The sequence below is a fragment of the Vibrio chanodichtyis genome (genome assembly GCF_028863985.1).
GTDB lineage: Bacteria > Pseudomonadota > Gammaproteobacteria > Enterobacterales > Vibrionaceae > Vibrio > Vibrio chanodichtyis.
The window spans coordinates 1-26498 of sequence record NZ_JARBFT010000002.1 but is presented as its reverse complement, the minus strand read 5'-3'; the positions used below and the strand labels follow the sequence as shown (position 1 = coordinate 26498).

Genomic DNA, 26498 nt, shown 5'->3' with positions numbered 1-26498 from the left:
ATAATGCCCATCATTGAGGAGAAAGAGATGGATCAGCAAGTTAAACAAGAGCGTTTACAGGGCCGCTTAGAGCCAGAAATCAAAGAGTTTCGCCAACAACGCCAAACACTGCAACTCGCCACGGTGGATGCCGAAGGTCGCCCGAATGTCAGCTACGCGCCTTTCGTGCAAAATCAGCAAGGTTATTTTGTGCTGATTTCACGCATTGCCCGTCACGCACGTAATTTGGAAGTCAATCCACAGGTTTCGATTATGTTGATTGAAGATGAAGGGCAAGCCAAGCAGTTGTTTGCGCGCAAGCGTCTAACTTTTGATTCAGTCGCGAGCATCATTGAGCGCGACAGTGAGCTATGGCAACCGGTGATTGCGCAAATGAGTGAGCGGTTTGGTGAAATTATTGATGGTTTAAGCCAACTACAAGACTTTATTTTGTTTCGCTTGCAGCCAGAACAAGGCCTGTATGTGAAAGGTTTTGGTCAGGCCTACCAAGTCTCTGGTGATGATCTGGTGGATTTTGTCCATCTACAAGAAGGCCATCGTAAAATTGCTGATGACTAAATAAAAAAGCACCTGCGGGTGCTTTTTTTATCGGTTCCAATCACGATATTGCTGGGTAGCGATCATAATCCGCCTTGCTGCTGTGCTTGTTTCACCATCTGCTGGCGCTGAGCTTCCTTCTCAGATGCAACGTCACTATCCTGATGTATTGGCGTTTGTAACGCTTGTGGTACCAAAACATAGTACTTGTTGATTGTCATCATCGATTCTCTTAAAAAGCCAATGTGCAGAAAAAATAAAGGATGTCGGCCAAACCGACATCCTCCTTAAACGGCGAAATTATAGGCTGAGAGCAAAGAAGTAGCTAGTCCTATTTTTCATCCTTATTTGGCGATAGCTAAATCGTAAGTTTATACGTCGTAGGTGGTTGAAGCGGTATTACCGCCGGTTCCGGTCCAGTTAGTATGGAAGAACTCGCCACGTGGACGGTCGATGCGCTCATAAGTATGGGCACCGAAGTAGTCACGCTGTGCTTGCAGCAGATTTGCTGGCAGGCGTGCGGTGGTATAACCATCAAGGAACGTCAATGCAGAGGTGGTACAAGGCATTGGAATACCAACTTCCAGTGACTTAGCGGCCACTTTACGCCAGGCGGCCAAGCAGTTCTCCAAAATCCCTTTGAAGTAGGCATCTGAACCTAAGAATGCCAGATCAGGATTGTGTTCAAACGCATCACGAATATTGCCAAGGAATGCAGAGCGGATGATACAGCCACCGCGCCACATCAGAGCCACGTTACCGTAGTTCAGGTTCCATCCATTCTCATTTGATGCTTCACGCATCAGCATAAAGCCTTGTGCGTAAGAGATGATTTTTGAAGCCAGCAGCGCTTGACGCAGGGCATCAACCCACTCTTGTTTATCACCAGTCACCTGAGTTTGAGTTTTGCCAAACAGTTGTTCGGCTGCTACACGTTGATCTTTGAGTGCTGATAGGCAGCGCGAGAACACAGATTCGGTGATCAGCGTGAGAGGAATCCCCATATCAAGCGCGTTGATGCCTGTCCATTTACCGGTGCCTTTTTGGCCTGCGGTATCGAGGATTTTCTCAACCAGCGCTTCACCATCTTGATCTTTGTAGCCCAAGATATCAGCGGTGATTTCAACTAAATAGCTGTCTAGCTCAGTTTTGTTCCAGTTGGCAAACACCGCTTGCATCTCGTCAGCCGACATCCCAAGACCATCTTTCATAAACTGGTATGCTTCAGTGATCAGCTGCATGTCGCCGTATTCGATACCGTTGTGCACCATTTTCACGAAGTGGCCAGCACCATCGTTACCGACCCAGTCACAGCAAGGCTCGCCAGCGTCAGTTTTAGCCGAAATAGCTTGGAAAATCGGTTTCACCGCTTGCCATGCTTCAGGTGCGCCACCTGGCATGATCGAAGGTCCGAAACGTGCGCCTTCTTCACCGCCAGATACGCCAGTACCAATAAAGTGAATGCCTTTGTCACGCAGCGCTTTGACGCGGCGGTTAGTATCTGGGAAGTTGGTGTTACCTCCATCAATAATGATGTCGCCTTGCTCAAGCAGCGGAACCAACTGCTCGATGAAATCATCCACCACTTGACCAGCTCGCACCATCAGCATCACTTTACGTGGGGTAGCTAATTTTTCCACCAGCTCTGGCAGCGAATAAGCACCAACAATGTTAGTGCCTTTGGCTGGGCCGGCTAAAAACTCGTCGACTTTCGCCGCAGTACGGTTGTGCGCCACCACTTTGAAGCCGTGGTCATTCATGTTGAGGATCAGGTTTTGGCCCATAACAGCCAAGCCGATTACACCGATATCACCTTTCATTTTTTGCTCTCCTTCACGCAATCTTTGCTGCGGCGTCTGAATCTAAATACCACTCGGTTACTCCACTCGTAGAGTGAATTTTGGCTGCCGGATAGGGCAGTTGTTCCGCTGGAGTGGTGTGAATTTGTTGTACGATCTCGGCTTTACCTGCACCAAGTACTAAATAACTGATGCGTTTGGCCGCTTGCAGCACTTTGGCGGTTTTTGATACGCGCAGTTGCCCAGATTGTGGATGGCTGGCCACCACGGCCAGATGCGGATCCGCGTAGTCGGTTTGCTCTGGAAACAGGGATGCTGTGTGACCATCGGCCCCCACGCCAAGCAAAATCCAGTCGAACACTGGCGTACCATTATTATCAACAGGGATCAGCTCGGCCATTGCTTGGGCAAAACGCTCCGCTTCCGCCTGAGGTGGATTTTCACCTAAAATGCGATGGATATTTTGCTCAGGCATGTTGATGTGGCTAAACAGCAGCGCATTGGCTTCACCGTAATTGCTTTCTGCATCATCGGGAGCCACACAGCGCTCATCACCCCACCAGAAATGCAGATTTTGCCACTGAATATCATGCGCATAAGGTTGGCTAGCCAGCAATTGAAACAGCATTTTTGGCGTGCTGCCGCCGGAAAGTGAAATATGCACCGGTTGGCTTTGTTGGCTGTAACTGAGCAACTCGTCAGCCAAACGGGTCACGACTGCATCCGCAGTAACAAAAATTTTATGATTGATCATAATTCGCAGTAATCCGTATCCGTTAGGTTTTTACAAGGAAAGCGCCATGTGCGCTGGTCCGCTTGCAGTAAAGTATCGGCTTGTTGTGGTCCCCATGTGCCACAGGCGTATCCATACAGCGATTGTGGGTCTTGTTTGAAATCGAGGATGGGTTGTACAAACTTCCAACACGCTTCTACCGCATCGGTACGCGCAAACAGTGTCGCATCACCATTAAGTGCATCAAGCAACAAACGCTCATAGGCGGTAAGCATTTTGATCTGCTCCAGTGAGGCATAGTGGAAATTCATCGACACTTCTTTGGCTTTGAAACCCGCGCCGGGCTCTTTTAAACCAAAGCTCATCAGAATACCTTCATCCGGCTGAATACGAATGATCAGTTTGTTTTCCGGGGCATTTTGGCCAAACACCGGATGCGGCGTACGTTTAAAGTGGATCACCACTTCGGTGACGCGGGTTGGTAAACGTTTACCACTGCGCACATAGAAAGGTACGCCATTCCAACGCCAGTTATTGATGAACATTTTCAGCGCAACATAGGTTTCAGTGCGTGAATCGGCAGCAACGCCAGGTTCATTACGATAACTCGGCAAAAACTGCCCACGCACTGCTGATTCGGTATATTGTCCCAACACCAAATTGTTGCGCAGATCGCTCTCAGACAGTGGCAGTAGGCTTTGCAGTACTTTATTGACTTCGTCACGAATCGAATCTGCATTGATCGCCGCGGGTGGTTCCATACTGACCATCGCTAGCACTTGCAGCAGATGGTTTTGGAACATATCACGCACCGCGCCAGAGCCATCGTAATAGCCGCCGCGCTCTTCAACCCCAAGAAACTCTGCGCCAGTGATTTCGACATAATCAATAAAGTTACGGTTCCACAACGGCTCAAACATGCCGTTCGCAAAGCGGAATACCAGCAAATTTTGCACCGTTTCTTTACCAAGATAATGGTCGATGCGGTAGATCTGGTGTTCTTGGAAATGGTGATGGATCTCCACATCCAGCGCTTGCGCTGATTGCAGATCGTAACCAAAGGGTTTTTCGATGATCAGCCGCTTCCAGCCTTGGCGCTCATCGTTGAGACCATGGGCAGCCAGACAAGCTGGGATCACCCCATACAGGCTTGGTGGGGTGGCAAGATAAAACAGCGTATTGCGCTGGGTTAATTGATGTTGGTTGGCCAGCTGATCGAGCTTAGTCACCAAGTGTTGGTAGTCATTCACCGCTGAGGTATTCAGAGCTTGGTAATGCACATGCTGCATGAACGCCGCTAAAATGGCGGGTTCAGTCTTTTCCAGCTCTTGCAGCGAACGTTGCAATTTGTCACGGTAAGTTTCATCGCTGTACTCAGTACGGCTCACCCCTAAAATCACAAATGATTTTGGCAGTTGTTGACTGGCATAGAGGTGATACAGCGCAGGAATAAGCTTACGGTAGGTCAAATCTCCCGAGGCACCGAAAATTACGATGCTGCTGTTTTCAGGTATTACCATCATCTTTCCTTTCGAAACGAGGTATTTCCCATCTTTGCGGGCAAAAAATGACCATTCCCCCGCAAAATATTTGGGTATGCTTAGTATGCGCCAACCCTAGCAGCGCATTACACAAATCAAAAACCGATCCTATCTATAGTTTCAATAGATAAAATCAATCAAGTACAAAGTCGACTGCGTGAGCGAGAGGCCGACTCAACTTGGTGGCGTATTGTCTACGACTCTTTGACATACATCAACTCTTGATGGCGCAATCGATTAAATTGTGACACGTAAAAATGGTTATATTTAGATTTTTGATGCTCAAGCCAGCGATTTTGTCTATGAACAGCGCGGTTGAATGAGGTGACGCAAGGTTTGCGGCTTGGGCTGTTCCAGTTGGTAAGATTAAACATAGCACGGATAACCGAGTGATCGGCTGGGCAAGTCAAACTTACAGCATAATCTGCAACGTAGTAACTGATCGGGCGGGCTGTTACACTGGCGGCAATGCGTATGCAAGGATGATTAAAATGAAATTTGTTGTAGATACACACACTCATACTTACGCCAGTGGCCACGCTTACAGCACGCTGATTGAAAATGCGCGCGCAGCCAAAGCCAATGGTTTGACCCTGTTTTGCACCACAGATCATGCACACTCAATGCCCGGAGCGCCTCATTATTGGTTTTTCTCTAACCAACGTATTTTGCCGCGTTTTTTGGAAGGGGTGGGGGTACTGCGTGGGGTTGAAGCCAATATTCTTAATCCGCAAGGGGAGATTGATCTGCATCCGAGTGTGGATGCCAACCTTGATTGGGTGATTGCCAGTTTTCATGAGCCGGTTTTTACTCCAGCCGATAAAGCGACCCACACCGCAGCACTGATCAATACCATTGAAAGTGGTCGGGTTGACGCATTAGGCCATTTGGGCAATCCCAATTTTGATTTCGATTTTGCCGAGGTGATTGCTTGTGCCAAAGCTCATCATGTGGCGATTGAGATCAATAACAGCACACTTAAGGGCAATAGTCGGATCGGCAGTATCGATCGCTGCTATCAGATTGCTCAGGTCGCCAAAACCCTCGATGCTTATATTACGACTGGGAGCGATGCCCATTTTTGCTTAGATCTCGGTGAATTATCTTTAGCCAGTCAACTGATTGATCAAGTCGGGATCCCGACATCGCGGGTGATCACGCACACTGCTCGGCAGTTTTTAGATTTTCTGCAGTTACGTGGCCGTCAGCCGATTGCCGAGTTTGCCGATTTGGTTTAAGCATTGCGTTTAACTGTTTCGTTTAAGTTTTTCGTTTAAAGAAAGAGCACGTTGCGTGATATGAGTCGCGATTGAGATTAGATCTGATACAGCTCAAGTGGTAAGCCATCCGGATCGGCGAAAAACGTGTAGGCTTTGCCAGTGTATTGATCGATCCGAATCGGTTCTACCTCGATGCCTTGCTGTTCTAGTTGAGCTTTGCAGTGGGCGACATCTTCCACGGCAAACGCTAAATGACGTAATCCTTGCGCTTCCGGAAAACTGGCGCGGGCTGGTGGGTGAGCAAATGAAAATAGCTCAATTTGCGACCCATCAGGCAGAGCTAAATCGAGTTTGTAAGAGTCTCGCTCGGCGCGATAGTGCTCGGCGATCACGCGTAAGCCGAGAATCTCGCTATAAAATGCCTTTGAGCGTGGGTAATCGGCACAGATGATCGCGGCATGATGAATACGTTTTAGCATGTTGACTCCTTATCCCCTTCCTACTTGAAGCTGCCGTGGTGTTGGCTACGCTCGTTGACCCCAATCACATCGTTTATCTAATGACATATTTATCTAATTACACAGTTTGCCTATGCTCATGGGGACTCACTCACTTGCCGCCTACCTGCAACTTCAAGTGGTTTGGGTGTAGAATGCTTCGGGCATAAATGCTCAAGCACAAAATCAATAAACACCCGCAAACGAGTGGGCATGTATTTGGTTTGTGCATACTGCATGGCAATCGCGCCGTGATAATTACTTTTAATACTCCACGCTTGCAGCACCTGCACTACCTTGCCGGTCGCAAGGGCATCTTGCACCACAAAATCGTGGAAAATACCGATGCCAAGATGATTTTTTACCCCAGTTAAACGCAGTTGTGACTGATTGACCGCGTAGCGACCACTCACCGCTACGGTGTGTGTTTCTTGGCCTTGGGCGAAGCTCCAGATATGATCTTTCTCCGTTTCGGCCAGATACAAACAGTCATGCTCGGCCAGCTCAGTGGGATGGCTTGGCGTACCGCGCAGCGCGAGATAGTCTGGGCTAGCGCATAGCACTAAGTTGGTTTTGCACAGCTCACGCAGCACTAAGTTTTCATCCGGTTTATCGGTTAAACGAAATGCCACATCAATATTGTGTTTGAACAGATCAATTTCACCATCGGCAGCGCGCAGTTTGAGCTGAATGTGTGGATAACGGGCGAGAAACGGTAGCACAAACGGCTGTAATACCGAATTTAAAAATGCTTCTGGCGCAGCAACCGTCAGCGCGCCGGCAGGTTCAGCATGTTCAGCATTGGAAATCTCCATCGCTTGCTGGGCAGCATTGACCATTAAGCGGCTTTGCTCATACACCTTTTGTCCCGCTTGAGTAATGATCAGTTTGCGCGTAGTTCGCTCAAACAGTTTGATCGATAACGCTTGTTCTAGGCGAGTGATCAGTTTACTCAGCGCCGAAGGAGTCACGCCAAGTTTGCCAGCGGCAGCGGTAAAACTGCCTTCATTGACCACCACAATAAAGGTGGCGAGATCGGGCAGTAGGGCAATCAATTTAGCGGGTAACATCAGGCTTTGTAGAGTCAGGCAACAAGTCGCGCCACTGTCGCAGAATCTGCTGATAAATGCAATTTGCTGGGCCAAAAGTGCAGAGTTTAGCGGTAAGCTGCTCCGTCTCGCATGAGAGGGAGCAAGCTAAGCGCTGGAATCACCAGCGCCGTGTTAAGCGTTGAGAGCTTGTTCGAGATCGGCCAACAGATCATCGATATGTTCTATTCCAACCGATAAGCGGATCATCTCTGGTCTCACGCCTGCTTTAGATTGCTCTTGCTCACTCATTTGCCGATGAGTCGTCGACGCGGGATGGCAAGCCAGTGATTTGGCATCACCAATATTGACCAAACGTTTGAAGATTTGCAGCGTATCGTAAAAACGCACCCCAGCTTGATAACCCTCTTGCAAACCAAAGGAGAGAATCGCCGAAGGTTTGCCGCCCATGTATTGTTGTGCTAACTCATAATACGGTGAGTCAGGGAGGCCGGCATAGCTGACCCAACTGACTTTTGGGTGCTGTTTTAAGTACTGGGCGACTTTGAGCGCATTTTCAGTGTGGCGTTCCATGCGCAGTGGCAAGGTTTCCAAACCTTGCAGGATCATAAACGCATTCATCGGCGAGAGGGCGGAGCCAGTATTGCGCAGTGGTACGGTACGCGCGCGGCCAATAAACGCCGCGTCACCAAAGGCTTCAGTGTACACCACACCGTGATAAGACGGTTCAGGTTGATTAAACACTGGGAAGCGCTCTGGATGCTGCGCCCACGGGAATTTGCCTGAATCGACAATCACGCCACCTAAGGTGGTGCCGTGTCCACCGCAATACTTGGTCAACGAATGAACGACAATGTCAGCACCAAATTGGATCGGTTTACACAATGCAGGACTGGCGACGGTATTGTCGACTATCACCGGCACGCCTTGTGCGTGGGCTAGCTCAGCCAGCCGTTGTAAATCAATAATATTACCAGCCGGATTACCAATGCTTTCGCAGTACACCGCTTTGGTGCGCTCATCAATCAGCTCAATCAAACTTTCAGGGTGATCATCTTTAGCAAAACGCACTTCAATCCCTTGGCTTGGCAGCATATGCGCAAACAGAGTGTAGGTGCCGCCATACAGTTGCGGGGTGGAAACAATATTATCCCCGGCTTGAGCCAAAGTGAGAATGGCATAGTTGATCGCGGCGCTGCCTGCACTCACCACTAAAGCGCCAATGCCACCTTCCAGTGCGGCCATGCGTTTTTCCAGCACATCGTTGGTTGGGTTCATGATCCGGGTATAAATGTTGCCCGGCACCGCCAAGTTAAACAGATCCGCGCCATGCTGCGCATTATCAAATTCATAAGCGACGGTTTGATAAATCGGCGTGGCCACCGATTTGGTGGTGGGATCGGTGGTGTAACCATAATGGATCGCTAAGGTTGCGTCTTTCATCGTCGGTCCTTTGACTCAAGAAGTGGGACCACATCTTTGAAGTTTCCGGCGCAGAAATCAAGCGCTATTGCATGAACTGGCCGTATTGCGCCCTCAACGCCACCTCCTTATTCCAGCTGCAAGATTAGATTTGTGCTTGAAATTCACCAATGCTTTTCCACTGTGACAGATAATCGCTGATGAGCGCTTCGACTACACTTACAGCAATCGGCTTTTTACAGTGTAAATAGGGTGTGTTTGCGCATCCTGTTCCCTGCAAAATCAAAATAATAAGGAATACACCATGTCGTCTGCTTTTTATCAGCAAATCCGCACTCAACTTGAGCAAGTCAAAGCTGAAGGGCTTTATAAATCGGAACGTGTCATCACTTCGCAGCAACAAGCAGCGGTCGAAATTTCTACTGGTGAAGAGGTACTTAACTTCTGCGCCAATAACTACCTTGGTTTGGCCAATCACCCGGCGCTAATAGAAGCGGCACAACAGGGCATGAATAGCCACGGTTTTGGCATGGCATCGGTGCGTTTTATCTGCGGCACGCAAGATATTCATAAACAGCTGGAACAAAAGCTCTCGCAATTTTTAGGTCAGGAAGAGACCATTCTTTACACCTCATGCTTTGATGCCAACACCGGTCTGTTTGAAACTCTGCTTGATAAAGAAGATGCGATCATTTCTGATGCGCTCAACCACGCTTCGATCATTGATGGGGTGCGCCTATGTAAAGCGATGCGTTTCCGCTACTCCAACAACAACATGCAAGAGCTGGAAGAGCAACTTATCGCCGCTGATGCTGCCGGCGCTCGTCACAAGCTGATCGTGACTGACGGTGTATTTTCAATGGACGGCGTGGTGGCAAATTTGCCAGCCATTTGTGATTTGGCGGATAAATACAACGCGTTAGTGATGGTTGATGATTCACACGCGGTAGGTTTTATGGGCGCAAATGGTCGCGGTACTCATGAATACCACGATGTGATTGATCGCATTGATATCATCACCGGCACACTCGGCAAAGCGATGGGTGGTGCATCAGGCGGTTACACGTCAGGCAAAAAAGAGGTGATCGATTGGCTGCGTCAACGTTCACGTCCTTACCTGTTTTCTAACTCGGTGGCTCCGGCGATTGTGGCGGCATCGCTGCGCGTGTTGGATTTGCTACAAGAGAGTGGTGACCTGCGTGAGCGCCTATGGGCAAACGCCGCGCACTTCCGCACTCGTATGGAAGCGGCGGGTTTCATTATGGGCGGCGCTGACCATGCGATCATTCCAATTATGCTCGGCGATGCCAAAGTGGCGGCAGAATTTGCCGAGCGTGCCTTGGCCAAAGGCATTTACGTGGTCGGTTTCTCATTCCCGGTTGTGCCTAAAGGGCAGGCGCGCATTCGTACGCAAATGTCTGCTGCACACAGCCGTCAACAACTGGACAAAGCCATCGACACTTTCATTGAAGTCGGTCGTGATATGGGACTCATTTAATTATGAAAATCAAAGCACTTTCTAAACTCAAACCTGAGCAGGGCATCTGGATCAACCAAGTCGACATGCCTGAGCTTGGCCACAATGATCTGCTGATCAAAATTAAGAAAACCGCGATTTGTGGTACTGACGTACACATTTATAACTGGGATGAGTGGTCACAAAAAACCATTCCAGTACCTATGGTGGTTGGCCACGAATACGTGGGTGAAGTGGTTGGCATTGGCCAAGAAGTGCGTGGTTTCCAAATCGGTGATCGCGTTTCTGGTGAAGGGCATATCACTTGTGGTCATTGCCGTAACTGTCGTGGTGGCCGTACGCACCTGTGCCGCAACACGATTGGTGTTGGTGTCAACCGCACCGGTTGTTTCTCGGAATATTTGGTGATCCCAGCGTTTAATGCCTTCAAAATTCCAGATGGCATCTCTGATGATTTGGCCTCGATTTTCGACCCGTTTGGCAACGCGGTGCACACTGCGCTTTCTTTCGACTTAGTCGGCGAAGATGTGCTGATCACTGGTGCAGGCCCAATCGGCATTATGGCGGCAGCGGTGGCTAAACATGTTGGCGCACGACATGTGGTGATCACAGATGTTAATGAATACCGTCTTGATTTAGCTCGTAAAATGGGCGTAACTCGCGCGGTGAACGTGGCAGAGCAAAATCTAGAAGAGGTGATGCAAGAGCTTGGCATGACCGAAGGCTTTGATGTTGGCTTAGAAATGTCTGGTGTACCAAGTGCGTTCAGCGCCATGCTTAAAACCATGAACCACGGTGGCCGTATCGCGCTATTGGGCATTCCACCTTCATCGATGGCGATTGACTGGAACCAAGTGATCTTCAAAGGTTTGGTGATCAAAGGCATCTACGGTCGCGAAATGTTCGAAACTTGGTATAAAATGGCGAGCCTCATTCAATCGGGTCTCGATATCAGCCCAATCATTACTCATCACTTCAAAGTCGACGACTTCCAAAAAGGCTTCGACATCATGCGCAGCGGGGCTTCCGGCAAAGTTATCCTTGATTGGCAGTAACCGAAAATCTCTCCACATAGCGCTCCGCAAGGGGCGCTTTGTTTTTGGATAACACTGTTTTTATAAACAGTAAAGTGGAAAATAAAACCGTATTCAACCTTTCAAAAAGCCCCAATTTAGCCCCAAACACTCCCCAATTTCAATCCATGCCTCTGTGGAAAGCACGGCCAAAATGTCAAAAAACGACCATGACACAGTGTTGAGCTCCCATTTTTAAACGTTTATTCAATGAGTTCTCTGGTTTGTGCTGCGGTGTAACGTTATTATGCTTATCTATGCAGTGCAATCCTTACTGGTCGCTGAGCTGGCGAGATAAATCAACTCGTTATACTGCATTCCATTCTATACACCGAAAGTCACTATAACGCCTTCCCCTTTTGAAGGTTTATGAAAGATAAAAGCCAATATCGATATAAGTTCAAGCGACGGAGCTGCAACGGTATATCGAGAACATTATGCCGTGGGAGCCGCGTTGATGAATGATTGTAACCCGAGTGAATCTTATATTGCCCATCCAGATATTGAGACTGGTCATCACCAAAGCGTTTATGCTCACTTAAATGCGGTTAGTGAATTAGCTGGTCGGCTGGGTGCAAAAATAGGTTTTGCCGAGCTAGGGCGACTGATTGGCTTAATGCATGATTTTGGTAAATACAGTGGTGCTTTTCAAAAATACATGCGCCTTATTGTTGAAGAGCAAACGGGCTATAGCCCAGATAATGATGAGGGTAGCTTCGAAAGTTCAACGAGTAAAAGTTTAAAAGGAAAAATTGACCACTCAAGTGCAGGCGCTCAGTGGGTTATAAATTCGCTTGTCCCTCATTTAGCCAAGTTAAAACAACAAGATGCAACACTTGCCCCATACGGATTAGCCATTACTCAAGCACTCAGTATGTGTATTGCCTCACATCACAGCGGGTTGATTGATAGTTTGTCAGAACATGAAAACGTTTTTGCAAACCGGATTAAAAAGCACGATGAATTAACCCACTTAAAAGAATGTAGTGAAAATGCTGACCCTGATCTACTTTCACAAGCGCAGTCACTGGCGAGTTTTGAGTTTATCTTAGAAAGTAGCCAACACCTTAAAAGTCTGTTTGAACAGTTCGAGTTGTCAGCAATTGAACATGATTATTACCTTGGCATGTTTACTAAAATGCTGTTCAGCTGTCTTATTGATGCCGACCGAATTGACAGTGCCGATTTTGATCAGCCAAGCAATAAACCTGAGCGTTTTAAACAACCTGATTGGACGTCGGCTTGCGATAAAATTGAAAGTTTCATCGCACAGTTTGAGCCCGTCAATCCAATTGACCATATTCGTGCTGAAATATCAGACAACTGTTTTAATCGCGCACAAGGCGAAACGGGTATCTACAGTTTGACGGTTCCAACGGGGGGCGGGAAAACTTATGCCAGCCTGCGCTTTGCGCTGCATCATGCTCAAAAGCATAACCTTGATCGGATCATCTACATAATTCCGTTTACCTCAATTATTGAGCAAAATGCTAATGCCATTCGTGGTGTTTTGGATGAAATAAACGCCGATGATTGGGTGTTAGAACATCATTCAAGTTTAGAGCCAGAGCAACAAACGTGGCGTTCAAAACTCGCATGTGAAAATTGGGATAAGCCCATAGTGCTCACAACCATGGTGCAGTTTCTTGAAAGTCTGTTCGCAAGTGGTACGCGTGGGTCAAGGCGGTTACATCAACTCAGTAATGCGGTATTGGTGTTTGATGAAATCCAAACGCTCCCTATTCGTTGTGTTCATTTATTCAATAACACCATTAACTATTTAACCCGTTTTGCTAACAGCACAGCGTTAATGTGTACCGCGACTCAACCTTTACTCAATCAGTTACCCGAACAAATCAAACTGTTTGGTGAGTTGCAATTGCCGCTAGAAAATGAACTAACCCCAAATATTGAAAAGCTTTATCAACAGCTAGAGCGCGTGAGTTTAAAGAACGTAACCAAAAAAGAGGGTTGGAGTGCGGCCGAAATCACTGAACTAGTGCAACAACAACTATCAGAAGCACAAAGCTGTTTGGTGATTGTCAATACCAAAGCCTGGGCAAAAACCTTGTTTCAAGCGTTGCAAAGTCAACTGACTAACGAAACGAAAATATTTCATTTAAGCACTGGCATGTGTTCAGCTCATCGCAAACAAATTCTAGATGAGGTCAGAGCGCGTTTATCAAGTGGGGTGGCAACTTTGTGTATCAGTACCCAACTTATTGAAGCGGGTGTTGATGTGGATTTTGGTTGCGTTATACGTTTTGTCGCCGGTCTTGACTCAATGGCTCAAGCCGCAGGGCGTTGCAATCGAAATGGTAAGCAACAAAAAGGCCATGTGTTTGTGCTAAACCCTACCCAAGAAAATGTCGGTATGCTCCACGATATTAAAACCGGTATTGCTGCTTCAAAGCGCATATTTACTGAGTTTTCAGAACAAGACTTACTTAAACCGCAAGCAATGAGCCAGTATTTTCAATACTACTTTTATGAGCGCCATAAAGAGATGACCTATCCCGTTAAGCAAGCTCAAACTTTACTTAACTTGCTAAGCAGTAATCAAAGAAATATCAATCAAACACCGTTTACCCTAAAGCAATCTTTTATGACGGCTGCGAAACAGTTTAAAGCTATTGATGCACCTGTGCATTCCGTGATCGTGCCATTCAATGATGAAGCGCAAAGCATCATCACACAATTATGTGCGCTTGATCAGCGCTTTGATGCTGCAAGTTACCGCTGTTTATTAAAGTCGGCACAAAAATACAGTGTGAATATATTTCCGAATGTATGGCAAAAATTAACGGATCAGCAGGCGGTGTTCCCCATAGCCCAAGACGAAGCGGTGTTTTATTTAAGTGAAGAATTTTACAGCCAAGATTTTGGTTTGAGCTTAGAAGTAACAAATGCTCAGCAAGATTTAATTTTTTAAAAATAACCATGTTTTTAACAAGGAGAACCATGTGAAAAACAGTATTAGTTTTAGATTATGGGGCAGGTATGCATTATTTACCGACCCTATAACTAAAGTGGGGGGGGAAAAGTGCACTTATCACATTCCTACCTACGAGGCGATTAAAGGGATTTTAAAATCCATCTACTGGAAGCCCACGCTTGTTTGGCATGTTGATAGAGTCAGGGTGATAAAACCACTTCGCACCCAAACTAAGGGCACCAAGCCGTTGAACTGGGGAGGAGGTAATACTTTGGCGTATTACACCTTTTTGCATGACGTTGAATACCAAATTGAAGCCCATTTTGAGTGGAATGAACACAGACCTGAATTAGCGAAAGATCGTGTTGATGGCAAACATTTTGCTATTGCTAAACGCATGCTTGAAAAAGGTGGGCGACAAGACATTTTTCTCGGTACCCGCGATTGCCAAGGTTATGTTGAACCTTGTCTATTTGGTGAAGGTGAAGGCGCTTACGATCAGATTGACGAGCTAGGTTTTGGCTTAATGTTTCACAGTTTTGGTTACCCAGATGAAATCGGTAACAACGAACTGATTAGTCGATTCTGGCATGGCGTAATGAAAAATGGCGTAATTGAATATCCTCACGTTACAGCGTGCCCAGTAACGCGTCATGTGAGAAAAATGAGCGTAAAAAGTTTTGATCTTGAACAAAATGTGCAGAGTGTTGAGCAAACGGAGATCGGCCTATGACTTGGTTAACGACACTCTACAAAACCTATGATGAGCTTGAAAAGCTTAATGACAGCTTGCCATTTGAACAGCAAGTGATGCCGATTTGCCATACCCTTCAAAATGCGCACATACATGTTGTGATAAATGAACAAGGTGAGTTTGTTCGTGCGGAAGTACTTGAAAAAACACAAATAGTCTTACCCGCCACGGAACAGTCCGCAGGGCGCAGCAGTGGTTTATGTGCACATGCATTGGCCGATAAAATTCAATACGTTGCGAAAGATTACTCTGATTTCGCTGGTATAAAAAAATCTGGGTTTGAGTTGTATCAAGCGCAATTAAAAGCTTGGTGTGATTCAGAGCATCGCCATCCTGCAGTACAGGCTGTGTACCAATATATTGCCAAAGGTACTATGGTTGCAGACTTGGTGGCCGAAAATGTGCTACATGAACAAAATGGGCAATTGCTAACCAAATGGAATAATGAAGGGGAAGCCCCGGCATTACTAAGAATTTTACCCAAAGAAAAAGGGTTGTTCGACCAAGGCTCTGCGCTTGTATGTTGGAGTGTTGAAACACCCGGTGTCCCACAATCCAAAACTTGGCTCGACCCAAGCATTCAACAAAGTTGGATTGCATTTGATAGTCAAAATAGCGATAGCACCAGCTTATGTTATGCCATTGGTGAAGAGAAGCTCGTGGCTAGTAATCATCCAGCAAAAATACGTCATAGTGGTGACAAAGCCAAATTAATCTCTGCCAACGATAAAAGTGGTTATACCTTCCGAGGTCGTTTTTTATCAAATGAAGAAGCTTGCAACATTAGCTTTGAAGTGACACAAAAAGCGCACAATGCACTACGTTGTTTGTTAACAAAGCAAAGTGTTTTCAGAAATGGCGATCAAGTTTATTTAGCTTGGGCGGTATCGGGTAAAGAATTGCCCAAACCTACCGAACCAGACTTTACTGATTTGGCCAGTTTGTTAGAAGAAACCGACAGCGTTGATCACACACAGGATTTAGGTCGAGCCTACGCCAATCAGTTAAAACATTACTTTAACGGGATCAAAACGAAAAATCAGTTGGATGACAACGAACAAATTGCTCTATTAGGGTTAGATTCGGCTACCCCAGGACGAATGGGTATTCTGTATTACCGTGAAACCATTGCAAAGGAGTTTTTAGCACGATTAGAGCAATGGCAACTCGATCTTGGCTGGCAACAGAGAGTCAGAATAAACGAACAGTGGCAATGGGTTTATAGTGCTCCGAGTCTATTCCGAGTACTTGATAGTGTATACGGTGATGTACTTAAATCAGCGGATACTTTAAAGAAAAACCTGATCACCCGTTTATACCCATGCATTGTAGAGGGTAAACCTATCCCGCAAGACATCATGCAAAGTGCATTTCACCGTGCGGTTAATCGTGTCGCCTATAAATCAGATCAAACTTGGCTTTGGTTACAGAACTTAGGCATTGCCTGCTCACTGATCAAAGGATTTTATACCCGCACAACTCATTCAACTATTCAAAAGGAATACCCAATGGCATTACAACAAGATCATGCCAGTCGCGACTATTTATTTGGTCGTTTACTGGCGGTAGCAAACAAAGTTGAAAAAATTGCGCTCTCAAGCAGTGAAGCAAATCGTTTAACCACGGCGGAGCGTTTTATGACGCAGTTTGTTAATCGACCCGCTTCAACGTGGTTAAACATCAGCAATGCCTTAGTGCCTTACCAACAAAGATTGTTTAATCATTATCAAGGGTATGACCAAGCCACTAAAGCACTTATTAGTCAAATAACCGATATGTTTAATCCGGCTGACTTTACGTCAAACCAAAAACTAAGCCCCGAATTTTTGCTTGGTTTTCACAATCAAATGATGTGGTTAGCAACCCACAAAGTTGAAAAAGGCCAATGGGTTAAAAAAGTTACTGACACACAGACAACAGAATCATTTGAAGAAACAGTCTAAGAAAAGGAACATCACTATGTCTTTACAAAATAAAATCGATTTTGCATTAATTTTTAACGTATTAAACGCTAACCCAAATGGTGACCCACTCAATGGCAACCGTCCGCGTACGGATTACGATGGTTTTGGCGAAATTACCGATGTTTGTTTAAAGCGCAAAATTCGAGATCGTTTACAAGAAGCGGGAGAGAGCATTTTTGTTCAATCGGATGAAAAGAAAACCGATGGCATGACAAGCTTACGCAACCGTGCAGAATCAGACGAGGTTGGTTTGGGGAAAGAGGTGTTCAACAGTAAAAAAACAGCGCCAGATCAGGCCGCAAAATTATGTTGTGAAAAATGGTTAGATGTCCGTACTTTCGGCCAAGTTTTTGCGTTTAAAGGTACGGGTACGGAGGGTGTTTCTATTCCAATTCGTGGACCTGTCACTATTCAAAGCGCATTTAGTATTGAGCCAGTCAGTATCACTAGCACACAAATTACCAAGAGTGTGAGTGGTGAGGGTGATGGCACCAAAAAATCATCAGATACCATGGGAATGAAGCACCGCGTAGACAAAGCAACCTATGTTGCCTTCGGTGCGATGACACCTCAGTTGGCAGAAAAAACCGGCTTCAGTGATGAAGATGCAGAAAAGATTAAAGCGGTATTAGTCAAGTTATTTGAAGGTGATGCATCATCAGCGCGCCCTGAAGGTTCTATGGGTATTTCGCACCTTGTATGGTGGAAACATGACTCTAAGTCTGGCCAGTATTCTTCGGCAAAAGTGCATCAAACGCTAAGAGCGCATATTGAACAAGGCTTACCGCTTGAAACATCGGCATTAAATGATTCGCTGGTAAGCGCTTTGCAAGGGCTAGAGCCAGAAGTGATCGAAGGTTTCTAATGATTGACGCAAGCCTAATCAACATATCCGCTTTACAACATTTTGCTTTTTGTCAGCGCCAATGTGCGCTGATCCACTTAGAGCAAGTGTGGCAAGAAAACTACCTAACGGCACACGGGCGGCAGTTACATGAGCGAGTTGATAATGGCGATCCAGAAACCCGTAAAGGCGTGCGTTTTGAACGTGGCGTAGTGGTTACTGCGCCACAATTAGGCGTAACAGGTAAATTAGACTTACTAGAGTACCATAAACTCAGTCACCAATTCGTCCCAGTTGAGTATAAACGAGGCAAGCCCAAAGCAAGCGATATCGACAAAGTACAGTTGTGCGCGCAAGCCTTATGTATCGAAGAAATGCTATCAGTTGAAGTTACAAATGGCGCACTTTGGTATTGGCAAACACGCAAACGTATTGACGTTGAATTCGATAACCAATTGCGAATGCGCACAAAAGCTTTAATTACGAAAGTGCAACAGTTATTTACAAACGGAAAAACGCCTCTGCCAATGAAAGGTAAACATTGTAAGGCATGTTCCTTGATTGAAATATGTCAGCCAGATTTAACCAATAATGATGCTTCAAGCGGTTACGTAGCCGCATTATTTAATACGGAGGCTGAATGAAAAAGCTGCAAAACTCACTTTATATCACCAAAGACGGCGTTTATTTGCATAAGCAACGTGACACCTTGTTAATTGAACAAAAAGTGGATGGTGAAAAGCAAAAACTGATGCAGCTTCCCATTCATTCGATTGGCAGTATATTTTGTTTTGGCAATATTATGGTATCGCCGCAGTTACTGGGCTTTTGTGGTGAAAATGGCACACATCTCGCCTTTTTTGATATGCGTGGCCGTTTCCTCGCTAATGTTGTTGGTAAACAAACCGGTAACGTATTGCTGCGTAGGCAGCAGTTTAACGTTAAAGAGCCGGCGGCAAACGAACTTGCTAAGCATATTGTTGCGGCAAAAATACATTCATCTCGAATGTTGCTTTTACGTTTTAGACGCAATCACGGCACTACACCACAGTTAGAAAAAGCCATTGCGCGTTTAAAGCAAATTATTGAGCAACTAAAAGGCGTTACCACCTACGACACAATTTTAGGGCTAGAGGGAGAAGCGGCATCACATTACTTCTCCGCATTTGCTGACATGTTTAAAGGCAACGAAAGCAAACAGTTGTTTGATAAGCGCACTCGAAGACCGCCTAAAGACCCAGTTAATGCAGTTATTTCACTACTTTACTCTGTTTTAGGGCAAGAAATCAGTGGGGCATTACAAGGTGTAGGGTTAGATCCACAAGTCGGTTTTTTACACAAAGAAAGACCCGGTAGGAATAGTTTAGCCCTCGATCTTCTAGAAGAGTTTAGAGCCTACATTGTTGATAGTATTGCCTTAAAACTCTTTAATAACAAAACCCTCACCACTAAGAACTTTGAGACAGATTGTCTTGGTGGTGTAACCATCAAAGACGAAGCGCGCAAGTTAGTTTTTCAGGCTTATCAAGCTAAAAAACAAGAAGAAGTCATGCATTCATTTTTGCAAGAAAAGATACAAATTGGCTTATTACCACATGTACAAGCCATGCTGCTGGCACGCCATTTGCGTGGTGATTTGGCCCATTATCCGCCATTTGTAATCAAAAAATAGGAGAGCAAACAATGATGGTACTGGTCACCTACGATGTCTCTTTTGACAGTGAAAATGGTCAAAAACGCCTCAGGCAATTAGCAAATGTATGCTTAGATTATGGTGTAAGAGTGCAATATTCTGTATTTGAATGTGAAATAGACTCAACACAATGGTTGGTGTTTAAAGATAAACTGTTATCTATTTATGATTCTGAAGTAGACAGTTTGCGTTTTTATAAGCTCGGCAAAAACTGGCACAACAAAGTAGAGCATCACGGTGCGAAAGTCGCCATCGATATATTCAGAAATCCCCTTATTTTATAATCGCTAGGCTGGAGTTCTCATTAAAACACTGGGGATCTAGCGATAGCATAAGCTATTTAAAAATATAGAAAATATTTATTTGTATAGATTCACATCAAATAGTCTTGTTCTACTGTGCAAAGTTAGCGGTAAACAATAGAATGTGTTAGTTTATACGCGCCTTTGAGAAGAGGCGGTCGCGCCTCCCACAGGCGCGTGGATTGAAACGATAAATGCTGCTTGAAGTTGTTTGATAGTGAAGGTCGCGCCTCCCACAGGCGCGTGGATTGAAACTTGCTGCTTCCGCATTAATGACAGCTCCACTTGGTCGCGCCTCCCACAGGCGCGTGGATTGAAACCCTAAAGCACAACGGATCGAGTGTTATTGTCACGTCGCGCCTCCCACAGGCGCGTGGATTGAAACAGCCAAAGACATCACCATCCTTGGATTTACAATGTCGCGCCTCCCACAGGCGCGTGGATTGAAACACAAATGATGATGCAGAAGTAAACGTCAACAAAAGTCGCGCCTCCCACAGGCGCGTGGATTGAAACAATTGAAGTCAAAGCAGCTAATGATGAAGGTGGGTCGCGCCTCCCACAGGCGCGTGGATTGAAACAAGATTACCAAGCGCACCAATGCCACCGTTGCCAGTCGCGCCTCCCACAGGCGCGTGGATTGAAACAAACTCGCGTTGGTTGGTCATTAACGGGTGTATCGTCGCGCCTCCCACAGGCGCGTGGATTGAAACATCGAGTCTAACAACATCAAAGCTGGCAAGATTTGTCGCGCCTCCCACAGGCGCGTGGATTGAAACCACATCCAGAATGGAACTGGAATTGTATTTTGTGTCGCGCCTCCCACAGGCGCGTGGATTGAAACTCGCTCATCCTGCGAGTGCCGGGCACGGACTTAAGTCGCGCCTCCCACAGGCGCGTGGATTGAAACACGTGAAACAAACAAGCATGCATTGGGTGAATACACGTCGCGCCTCCCACAGGCGCGTGGATTGAAACTTCTACATACTCAGTTGCTACAGTTACGTAAGGCGTCGCGCCTCCCACAGGCGCGTGGATTGAAACATCAATCGTGTCTTTAGTGACAAGATGGACAACTGTCGCGCCTCCCACAGGCGCGTGGATTGAAACTCGCTCATCCTGCGAGTGCCGGGCACGGACTTAACGTCGCGCCTCCCACAGGCGCGTGGATTGAAACAGAAGTTCCAGAGCGCACGCTGCACGACTGGTTTAGTCGCGCCTCCCACAGGCGCGTGGATTGAAACTGGTTTGCTGAGTGCGAAGATTGTGGAAACATGAGTCGCGCCTCCCACAGGCGCGTGGATTGAAACATATTTTACCCTTTATCAAAAATGACCATGATATGTCGCGCCTCCCACAGGCGCGTGGATTGAAACGTATTTTGTTCAACGTACTCGCCGTGAATCAGTGTCGCGCCTCCCACAGGCGCGTGGATTGAAACAGTGTTAGCAGTAACGCCAATGCACGATGAGCAGTCGCGCCTCCCACAGGCGCGTGGATTGAAACGCGGTTTGTATGCCGAAGATGTGTCAAATACGGAAGTCGCGCCTCCCACAGGCGCGTGGATTGAAACTTTTACTGAGTAATACGCTCGTTCAAAATCAACAGTCGCGCCTCCCACAGGCGCGTGGATTGAAACATCAATAAAAGGGATAAAAAGTTCATAGAGCAATGTCGCGCCTCCCACAGGCGCGTGGATTGAAACATGGACAACCTTGTTAAATTAAATGGTGCTCATGGTCGCGCCTCCCACAGGCGCGTGGATTGAAACACAAACCAGTCCTCAGCTCGCATACGAGTAAAGAGTCGCGCCTCCCACAGGCGCGTGGATTGAAACCTTCACTCGGTCATCTTCTAACGGAAGAGGCTCAGTCGCGCCTCCCACAGGCGCGTGGATTGAAACTAGCACTAATGCGGTTTTGCGCGTCATGTAGTGGTCGCGCCTCCCACAGGCGCGTGGATTGAAACGAACCAGCAGGGTCGCCAAAAGTAACGCCAGTCAGGTCGCGCCTCCCACAGGCGCGTGGATTGAAACGGAGAAGTATTGACGCTGTGATTAATATCGTGCGTCGCGCCTCCCACAGGCGCGTGGATTGAAACTCGCTTTAATGTCAGGTGTAAATAAATCGGCTTGTCGCGCCTCCCACAGGCGCGTGGATTGAAACCCGACCACGACAAACACAAACGCGGGCTTTTCTCGTCGCGCCTCCCACAGGCGCGTGGATTGAAACTGTGCCACTAACAATGAAATTACCAAAACAGTCAGTCGCGCCTCCCACAGGCGCGTGGATTGAAACAAACGATGAAATCTCCAAGTCGGCCGAGTTTCGAAGTCGCGCCTCCCACAGGCGCGTGGATTGAAACGTTATTCATATTGCGCTCCGTTGTTGATGTTGTGGTCGCGCCTCCCACAGGCGCGTGGATTGAAACGCTATACAGCAGTTACAGATAGTTATTTCAAAGGTCGCGCCTCCCACAGGCGCGTGGATTGAAACCTTTCAACTCAACGCAAGTGCTTGAGATAGACCCAGTCGCGCCTCCCACAGGCGCGTGGATTGAAACCGGCAGCAAGTGAAATCTTTAATCATGCTGGAGGTCGCGCCTCCCACAGGCGCGTGGATTGAAACCGGCGGTGCTGGTAGTATTAATAGCGGATCAATGGTCGCGCCTCCCACAGGCGCGTGGATTGAAACGATAAAGTTATCAAGCGTTAATTCGTCGTCAAAGTCGCGCCTCCCACAGGCGCGTGGATTGAAACAACATTTGGAGCGGCAAGTCAAAGCACACCAATGTCGCGCCTCCCACAGGCGCGTGGATTGAAACCAATGCCTGCGTTAGCTTCTGGCACTTGTCAGTAGTCGCGCCTCCCACAGGCGCGTGGATTGAAACAACTCCATCGCTGCCGATTTAGCTTGTTGCTCAGTCGCGCCTCCCACAGGCGCGTGGATTGAAACATTTTTTGAGCGCATAAAAAAAGACCAGCAACTAGTCGCGCCTCCCACAGGCGCGTGGATTGAAACTTACAGCGACATCTGCCACGGCTTTGCTGTGACGTCGCGCCTCCCACAGGCGCGTGGATTGAAACGCGATGCGCTTGCGTTTGCAGAGTCATATGATGTTGTCGCGCCTCCCACAGGCGCGTGGATTGAAACGGCCTAGGGCTGCACTTTGAGCAAATCAAAATAGGTCGCGCCTCCCACAGGCGCGTGGATTGAAACCTGGTACACAGGTGAAAGCTGTACCGGCTCCGCGTCGCGCCTCCCACAGGCGCGTGGATTGAAACAGCGTCATAGAGTTGCTTAACACGCCTTGCTAGGTCGCGCCTCCCACAGGCGCGTGGATTGAAACACACAAACCCACGAAATCAAGCGCTACCCTATCAAGTCGCGCCTCCCACAGGCGCGTGGATTGAAACATTCATAATTTACACCATTGGAGCCGTACTTGCGTCGCGCCTCCCACAGGCGCGTGGATTGAAACTCGTAATCGTCTAGAGAGGAGCAATCCGAATTGGTCGCGCCTCCCACAGGCGCGTGGATTGAAACCATTTTAAATCCAAATAAATGTTGACGGCACGAAGTCGCGCCTCCCACAGGCGCGTGGATTGAAACTCAATACCTCGATCAGCAACTTTCAGCAGACAAAGTCGCGCCTCCCACAGGCGCGTGGATTGAAACAGTGACTCTCGTGGCGATCAACTGCAGGCCAAAGTCGCGCCTCCCACAGGCGCGTGGATTGAAACAGTTGATGAGATCGAGCGTGCATCAATGGCTGGCGTCGCGCCTCCCACAGGCGCGTGGATTGAAACCGCTTTCAAGGTTGCGTACACAATAATATCAATTGTCGCGCCTCCCACAGGCGCGTGGATTGAAACTTTTGTTAAATACAGCAACTTATACTTAGCGTTAGTCGCGCCTCCCACAGGCGCGTGGATTGAAACACGCTTTGTATCATCGCTTAACTCTGGGTTAACGTCGCGCCTCCCACAGGCGCGTGGATTGAAACACTGAAAGGGTTGGCCGATATTGCCAACGCGAACGTCGCGCCTCCCACAGGCGCGTGGATTGAAACATTTCCTATGCCGTTGATGAAGACAAAGAAGAGGTCGCGCCTCCCACAGGCGCGTGGATTGAAACTTGCTCTTGTGTCGAATGTTGCAGTCATGTCGGTGTCGCGCCTCCCACAGGCGCGTGGATTGAAACCTTTCAGTGTTAAGTAGTTAAATAGTAGATAGAGGTCGCGCCTCCCACAGGCGCGTGGATTGAAACAAATACTGGGAGAGAGACATCATCTTGGGCCGAAAGTCGCGCCTCCCACAGGCGCGTGGATTGAAACTAGGGCCGCTTGGATGTAAGGCTTGGCAAGTAGAGTCGCGCCTCCCACAGGCGCGTGGATTGAAACCCTAACCAAGCCAACAGCGAATGAAGTACCGTTGGTCGCGCCTCCCACAGGCGCGTGGATTGAAACCGAGTTGCTGGTTGCCAGGTCAAGCAAGTGCAAGGTCGCGCCTCCCACAGGCGCGTGGATTGAAACACAACGTTTATAAGCTTCTTGTGGAGGGAAAAGGTCGCGCCTCCCACAGGCGCGTGGATTGAAACCTGAAGCGTGGTATTACGAGTGACACACAAACGCGTCGCGCCTCCCACAGGCGCGTGGATTGAAACTAGAAGAATTATAGCAACGACAAGGCAATCGCCGGTCGCGCCTCCCACAGGCGCGTGGATTGAAACGAGTTCACGGAAACCGAGATCAGGTGTTTGTCAGTCGCGCCTCCCACAGGCGCGTGGATTGAAACAAGAATGAATTGTGGCACTGCATCATCGAATTCGTCGCGCCTCCCACAGGCGCGTGGATTGAAACTAATTTTGGTACGGCTTAATCGCGTGGGTACGCCGTCGCGCCTCCCACAGGCGCGTGGATTGAAACTCAATTCTTGTTCTTCAGATATTTTTTTGCCCAAGTCGCGCCTCCCACAGGCGCGTGGATTGAAACAACTAAATACTTGTCCCCAATGAAAGATGCACTTGTCGCGCCTCCCACAGGCGCGTGGATTGAAACGGCTACTAGTTGGCTTGACTTCCGGCTTGTAGAGTCGCGCCTCCCACAGGCGCGTGGATTGAAACGCATTAATGTCCGAACGGAACTAGTAAATAAATGGTCGCGCCTCCCACAGGCGCGTGGATTGAAACGGCACCTATTCAGCAAGGAGTTATAAAATGAAAGGTCGCGCCTCCCACAGGCGCGTGGATTGAAACAAGAGCGAGAGAGCAAAGGGTGGCAATGTTGAGAAGTCGCGCCTCCCACAGGCGCGTGGATTGAAACTGGGTGGCCGAAAGATGAAACGCCGTCAATGTATGTCGCGCCTCCCACAGGCGCGTGGATTGAAACTAGGTAAGAAGCTGTAGCCTGCGCATCACTTGAAGTCGCGCCTCCCACAGGCGCGTGGATTGAAACGAGAACCAAACACATAACCGCTATAATCCGGATCGTCGCGCCTCCCACAGGCGCGTGGATTGAAACCTGTCAAACCTTTGGGAGGATGTTAAAATCCTAGGTCGCGCCTCCCACAGGCGCGTGGATTGAAACGAGTGAGACGTTAGCAAAACCATACATCAAGGCGTCGCGCCTCCCACAGGCGCGTGGATTGAAACACTAGCCACTTGAGCAACGAACTCTGCATAAAGCGTCGCGCCTCCCACAGGTGCGTGGATTGAAACCAGCAAAGCATACTTGATAGCGTTAATTTGCTCTGTCGCGCCTCCCACAGGCGCGTGGATTGAAACAAGTTCGACAAGTTTAGTAATGATTGGGTTCTTGGTCGCGCCTCCCACAGGCGCGTGGATTGAAACTTGGCATCAAATAGCATCTGCTCATAATAGGCATGTCGCGCCTCCCACAGGCGCGTGGATTGAAACATTACTCCGAATAGAAAAATGCCCCTAAAAGAAGTCGCGCCTCCCACAGGCGCGTGGATTGAAACAAAAACGCATCCCTGCAGATGAAATCGAAGCGACAAGTCGCGCCTCCCACAGGCGCGTGGATTGAAACTACTTGGCGGAAACCAAACCCATAGATCATGACGTCGCGCCTCCCACAGGCGCGTGGATTGAAACATGTTGGGCAGCTCATCAACGCATATTAGCTCGGAGTCGCGCCTCCCACAGGCGCGTGGATTGAAACCACTCTACCAACATAAGCATTTTGAGAGCCATCGTCGCGCCTCCCACAGGCGCGTGGATTGAAACAAGGATATGAACGATTTTGACAAAGATAGTGAAGTCGCGCCTCCCACAGGCGCGTGGATTGAAACTCGTAATCGTCTAGAGAGGAGCAATCCGAATTGAGGTCGCGCCTCCCACAGGCGCGTGGATTGAAACTGGTGCTGTCAGTAAAATGTAAATAGCCACCAAAGTCGCGCCTCCCACAGGCGCGTGGATTGAAACTTTGGTTAAGGCTTTATCACGGCGAGATTCAATGTCGCGCCTCCCACAGGCGCGTGGATTGAAACAAAAAATCATCATAACAATTATGTTGTTTATCATGTCGCGCCTCCCACAGGCGCGTGGATTGAAACCTTCGCTCTGTAGTGGTCAACTAAAATTGGCCACGGTTTTAGAGTTTTCCCAATACAATCGTTCTGACTCATTGGGTGTCAAGC

At 47.9% G+C, this 26498-nt stretch carries 18 protein-coding genes and 1 CRISPR repeat array; of the genes, 11 read left to right on the top strand and 7 right to left on the bottom strand.

Translation table 11 applies throughout. The features are described 5' to 3' along the window. Window positions 1–27: 27 nt before the first annotated feature. Window positions 28–558, top strand: a complete 531-nt coding sequence (hutZ, locus tag PUN32_RS02210) for a heme utilization protein HutZ (RefSeq protein ID WP_274721578.1) — start codon at window positions 28–30, stop codon at window positions 556–558. A gap of 62 nt (window positions 559–620) precedes the next feature. Here hutZ and PUN32_RS02205 read toward each other — a convergent pair whose 3' ends face one another. The 4 genes from PUN32_RS02205 to zwf all read right to left on the bottom strand — a co-directional run bounded on the left by PUN32_RS02205 (window position 621) and on the right by zwf (window position 4589). Continuing rightward, window positions 621–761 carry a hypothetical protein gene (locus PUN32_RS02205; RefSeq protein WP_166015056.1) on the bottom strand — a complete coding sequence of 47 codons (141 nt, stop codon included), beginning with the start codon at window positions 759–761 and terminating at the stop codon, window positions 621–623. Between the two features lie 147 nt (window positions 762–908). Continuing rightward, on the bottom strand, window positions 909–2357 hold the full coding sequence (gene gnd / locus PUN32_RS02200; RefSeq protein WP_274721577.1) for a decarboxylating NADP(+)-dependent phosphogluconate dehydrogenase: 1449 nt from the start codon (window positions 2355–2357) through the stop codon (window positions 909–911). Window positions 2358–2370: 13 nt separating this feature from the next. Beyond that, a complete protein-coding gene (pgl, locus tag PUN32_RS02195; protein ID WP_274721576.1) occupies window positions 2371–3090 on the bottom strand; it encodes a 6-phosphogluconolactonase in 720 nt (239 codons plus the stop codon). After that, complete coding sequence (zwf, locus tag PUN32_RS02190; RefSeq protein ID WP_274721575.1) at window positions 3087–4589, bottom strand: glucose-6-phosphate dehydrogenase; 1503 nt, start codon at window positions 4587–4589, stop codon at window positions 3087–3089. The genes pgl and zwf overlap by 4 nt, the downstream gene beginning before the upstream one ends. Before the next feature lie 512 nt (window positions 4590–5101). On the opposite strand from zwf, the gene PUN32_RS02185 reads away from it, so the two are divergent. Continuing rightward, the gene (locus PUN32_RS02185) at window positions 5102–5848 is read left to right on the top strand and encodes a phosphatase (RefSeq protein ID WP_274721574.1); all 747 of its coding nucleotides are present in this window, start codon (window positions 5102–5104) and stop codon (window positions 5846–5848) included. A 77-nt stretch (window positions 5849–5925) separates the two neighbouring features. On the opposite strand, the gene gloA2 is transcribed toward PUN32_RS02185, so the two are convergent. The 3 genes from gloA2 to PUN32_RS02170 form a co-directional block, all read right to left on the bottom strand. Further along, window positions 5926–6309: an SMU1112c/YaeR family gloxylase I-like metalloprotein gene (gene gloA2 / locus PUN32_RS02180; RefSeq protein ID WP_274721573.1), complete on the bottom strand. Its 384-nt coding sequence runs from the start codon at window positions 6307–6309 to the stop codon at window positions 5926–5928. Window positions 6310–6425: 116 nt separating this feature from the next. After that, the gene (locus PUN32_RS02175) at window positions 6426–7397 is read right to left on the bottom strand and encodes a LysR family transcriptional regulator (RefSeq protein WP_274721572.1); all 972 of its coding nucleotides are present in this window, start codon (window positions 7395–7397) and stop codon (window positions 6426–6428) included. A 153-nt stretch (window positions 7398–7550) separates the two neighbouring features. Then, window positions 7551–8819 (bottom strand): O-acetylhomoserine aminocarboxypropyltransferase/cysteine synthase family protein, encoded by a 1269-nt coding sequence (locus tag PUN32_RS02170; RefSeq protein ID WP_274721571.1) that lies wholly within the window; start codon window positions 8817–8819, stop codon window positions 7551–7553. Between the two features lie 283 nt (window positions 8820–9102). Here PUN32_RS02170 and PUN32_RS02165 point away from each other — a divergent pair, with 283 nt between their 5' ends. The 9 genes from PUN32_RS02165 to cas2 all read left to right on the top strand — a co-directional run bounded on the left by PUN32_RS02165 (window position 9103) and on the right by cas2 (window position 19822). Continuing rightward, window positions 9103–10296 (top strand): glycine C-acetyltransferase, encoded by a 1194-nt coding sequence (locus PUN32_RS02165; RefSeq protein ID WP_274721570.1) that lies wholly within the window; start codon window positions 9103–9105, stop codon window positions 10294–10296. Between the two features lie 2 nt (window positions 10297–10298). Then, window positions 10299–11330: an L-threonine 3-dehydrogenase gene (gene tdh / locus PUN32_RS02160; RefSeq protein WP_274721569.1), complete on the top strand. Its 1032-nt coding sequence runs from the start codon at window positions 10299–10301 to the stop codon at window positions 11328–11330. Between the two features lie 475 nt (window positions 11331–11805). Continuing rightward, the gene (gene cas3 / locus PUN32_RS02155; protein WP_274721568.1) at window positions 11806–14280 is read left to right on the top strand and encodes a CRISPR-associated helicase Cas3'; all 2475 of its coding nucleotides are present in this window, start codon (window positions 11806–11808) and stop codon (window positions 14278–14280) included. Between the two features lie 31 nt (window positions 14281–14311). Further along, on the top strand, window positions 14312–15016 hold the full coding sequence (gene cas5c, locus PUN32_RS02150; RefSeq protein WP_274721567.1) for a type I-C CRISPR-associated protein Cas5c: 705 nt from the start codon (window positions 14312–14314) through the stop codon (window positions 15014–15016). Next, window positions 15013–16980, top strand: a complete 1968-nt coding sequence (gene cas8c / locus PUN32_RS02145) for a type I-C CRISPR-associated protein Cas8c/Csd1 (protein WP_274721566.1) — start codon at window positions 15013–15015, stop codon at window positions 16978–16980. The genes cas5c and cas8c overlap by 4 nt, the downstream gene beginning before the upstream one ends. After that, complete coding sequence (cas7c, locus tag PUN32_RS02140) at window positions 16910–17866, top strand: type I-C CRISPR-associated protein Cas7/Csd2 (protein WP_274721565.1); 957 nt, start codon at window positions 16910–16912, stop codon at window positions 17864–17866. Before cas8c ends, cas7c begins: the two co-directional genes overlap by 71 nt. Beyond that, a complete protein-coding gene (gene cas4, locus PUN32_RS02135; RefSeq protein WP_274721564.1) occupies window positions 17866–18489 on the top strand; it encodes a CRISPR-associated protein Cas4 in 624 nt (207 codons plus the stop codon). Before cas7c ends, cas4 begins: the two co-directional genes overlap by 1 nt. Continuing rightward, the gene (gene cas1c / locus PUN32_RS02130) at window positions 18486–19517 is read left to right on the top strand and encodes a type I-C CRISPR-associated endonuclease Cas1c (protein WP_274721563.1); all 1032 of its coding nucleotides are present in this window, start codon (window positions 18486–18488) and stop codon (window positions 19515–19517) included. Before cas4 ends, cas1c begins: the two co-directional genes overlap by 4 nt. A gap of 11 nt (window positions 19518–19528) precedes the next feature. Beyond that, entirely contained in the window at window positions 19529–19822 is a 294-nt protein-coding gene (gene cas2 / locus PUN32_RS02125; protein ID WP_274721562.1) for a CRISPR-associated endonuclease Cas2, read from the top strand. A 175-nt stretch (window positions 19823–19997) separates the two neighbouring features. Then, window positions 19998–26414: a CRISPR direct-repeat array (repeat unit 32 nt; unit sequence GTCGCGCCTCCCACAGGCGCGTGGATTGAAAC). Window positions 26415–26498 lie beyond the last annotated feature (84 nt).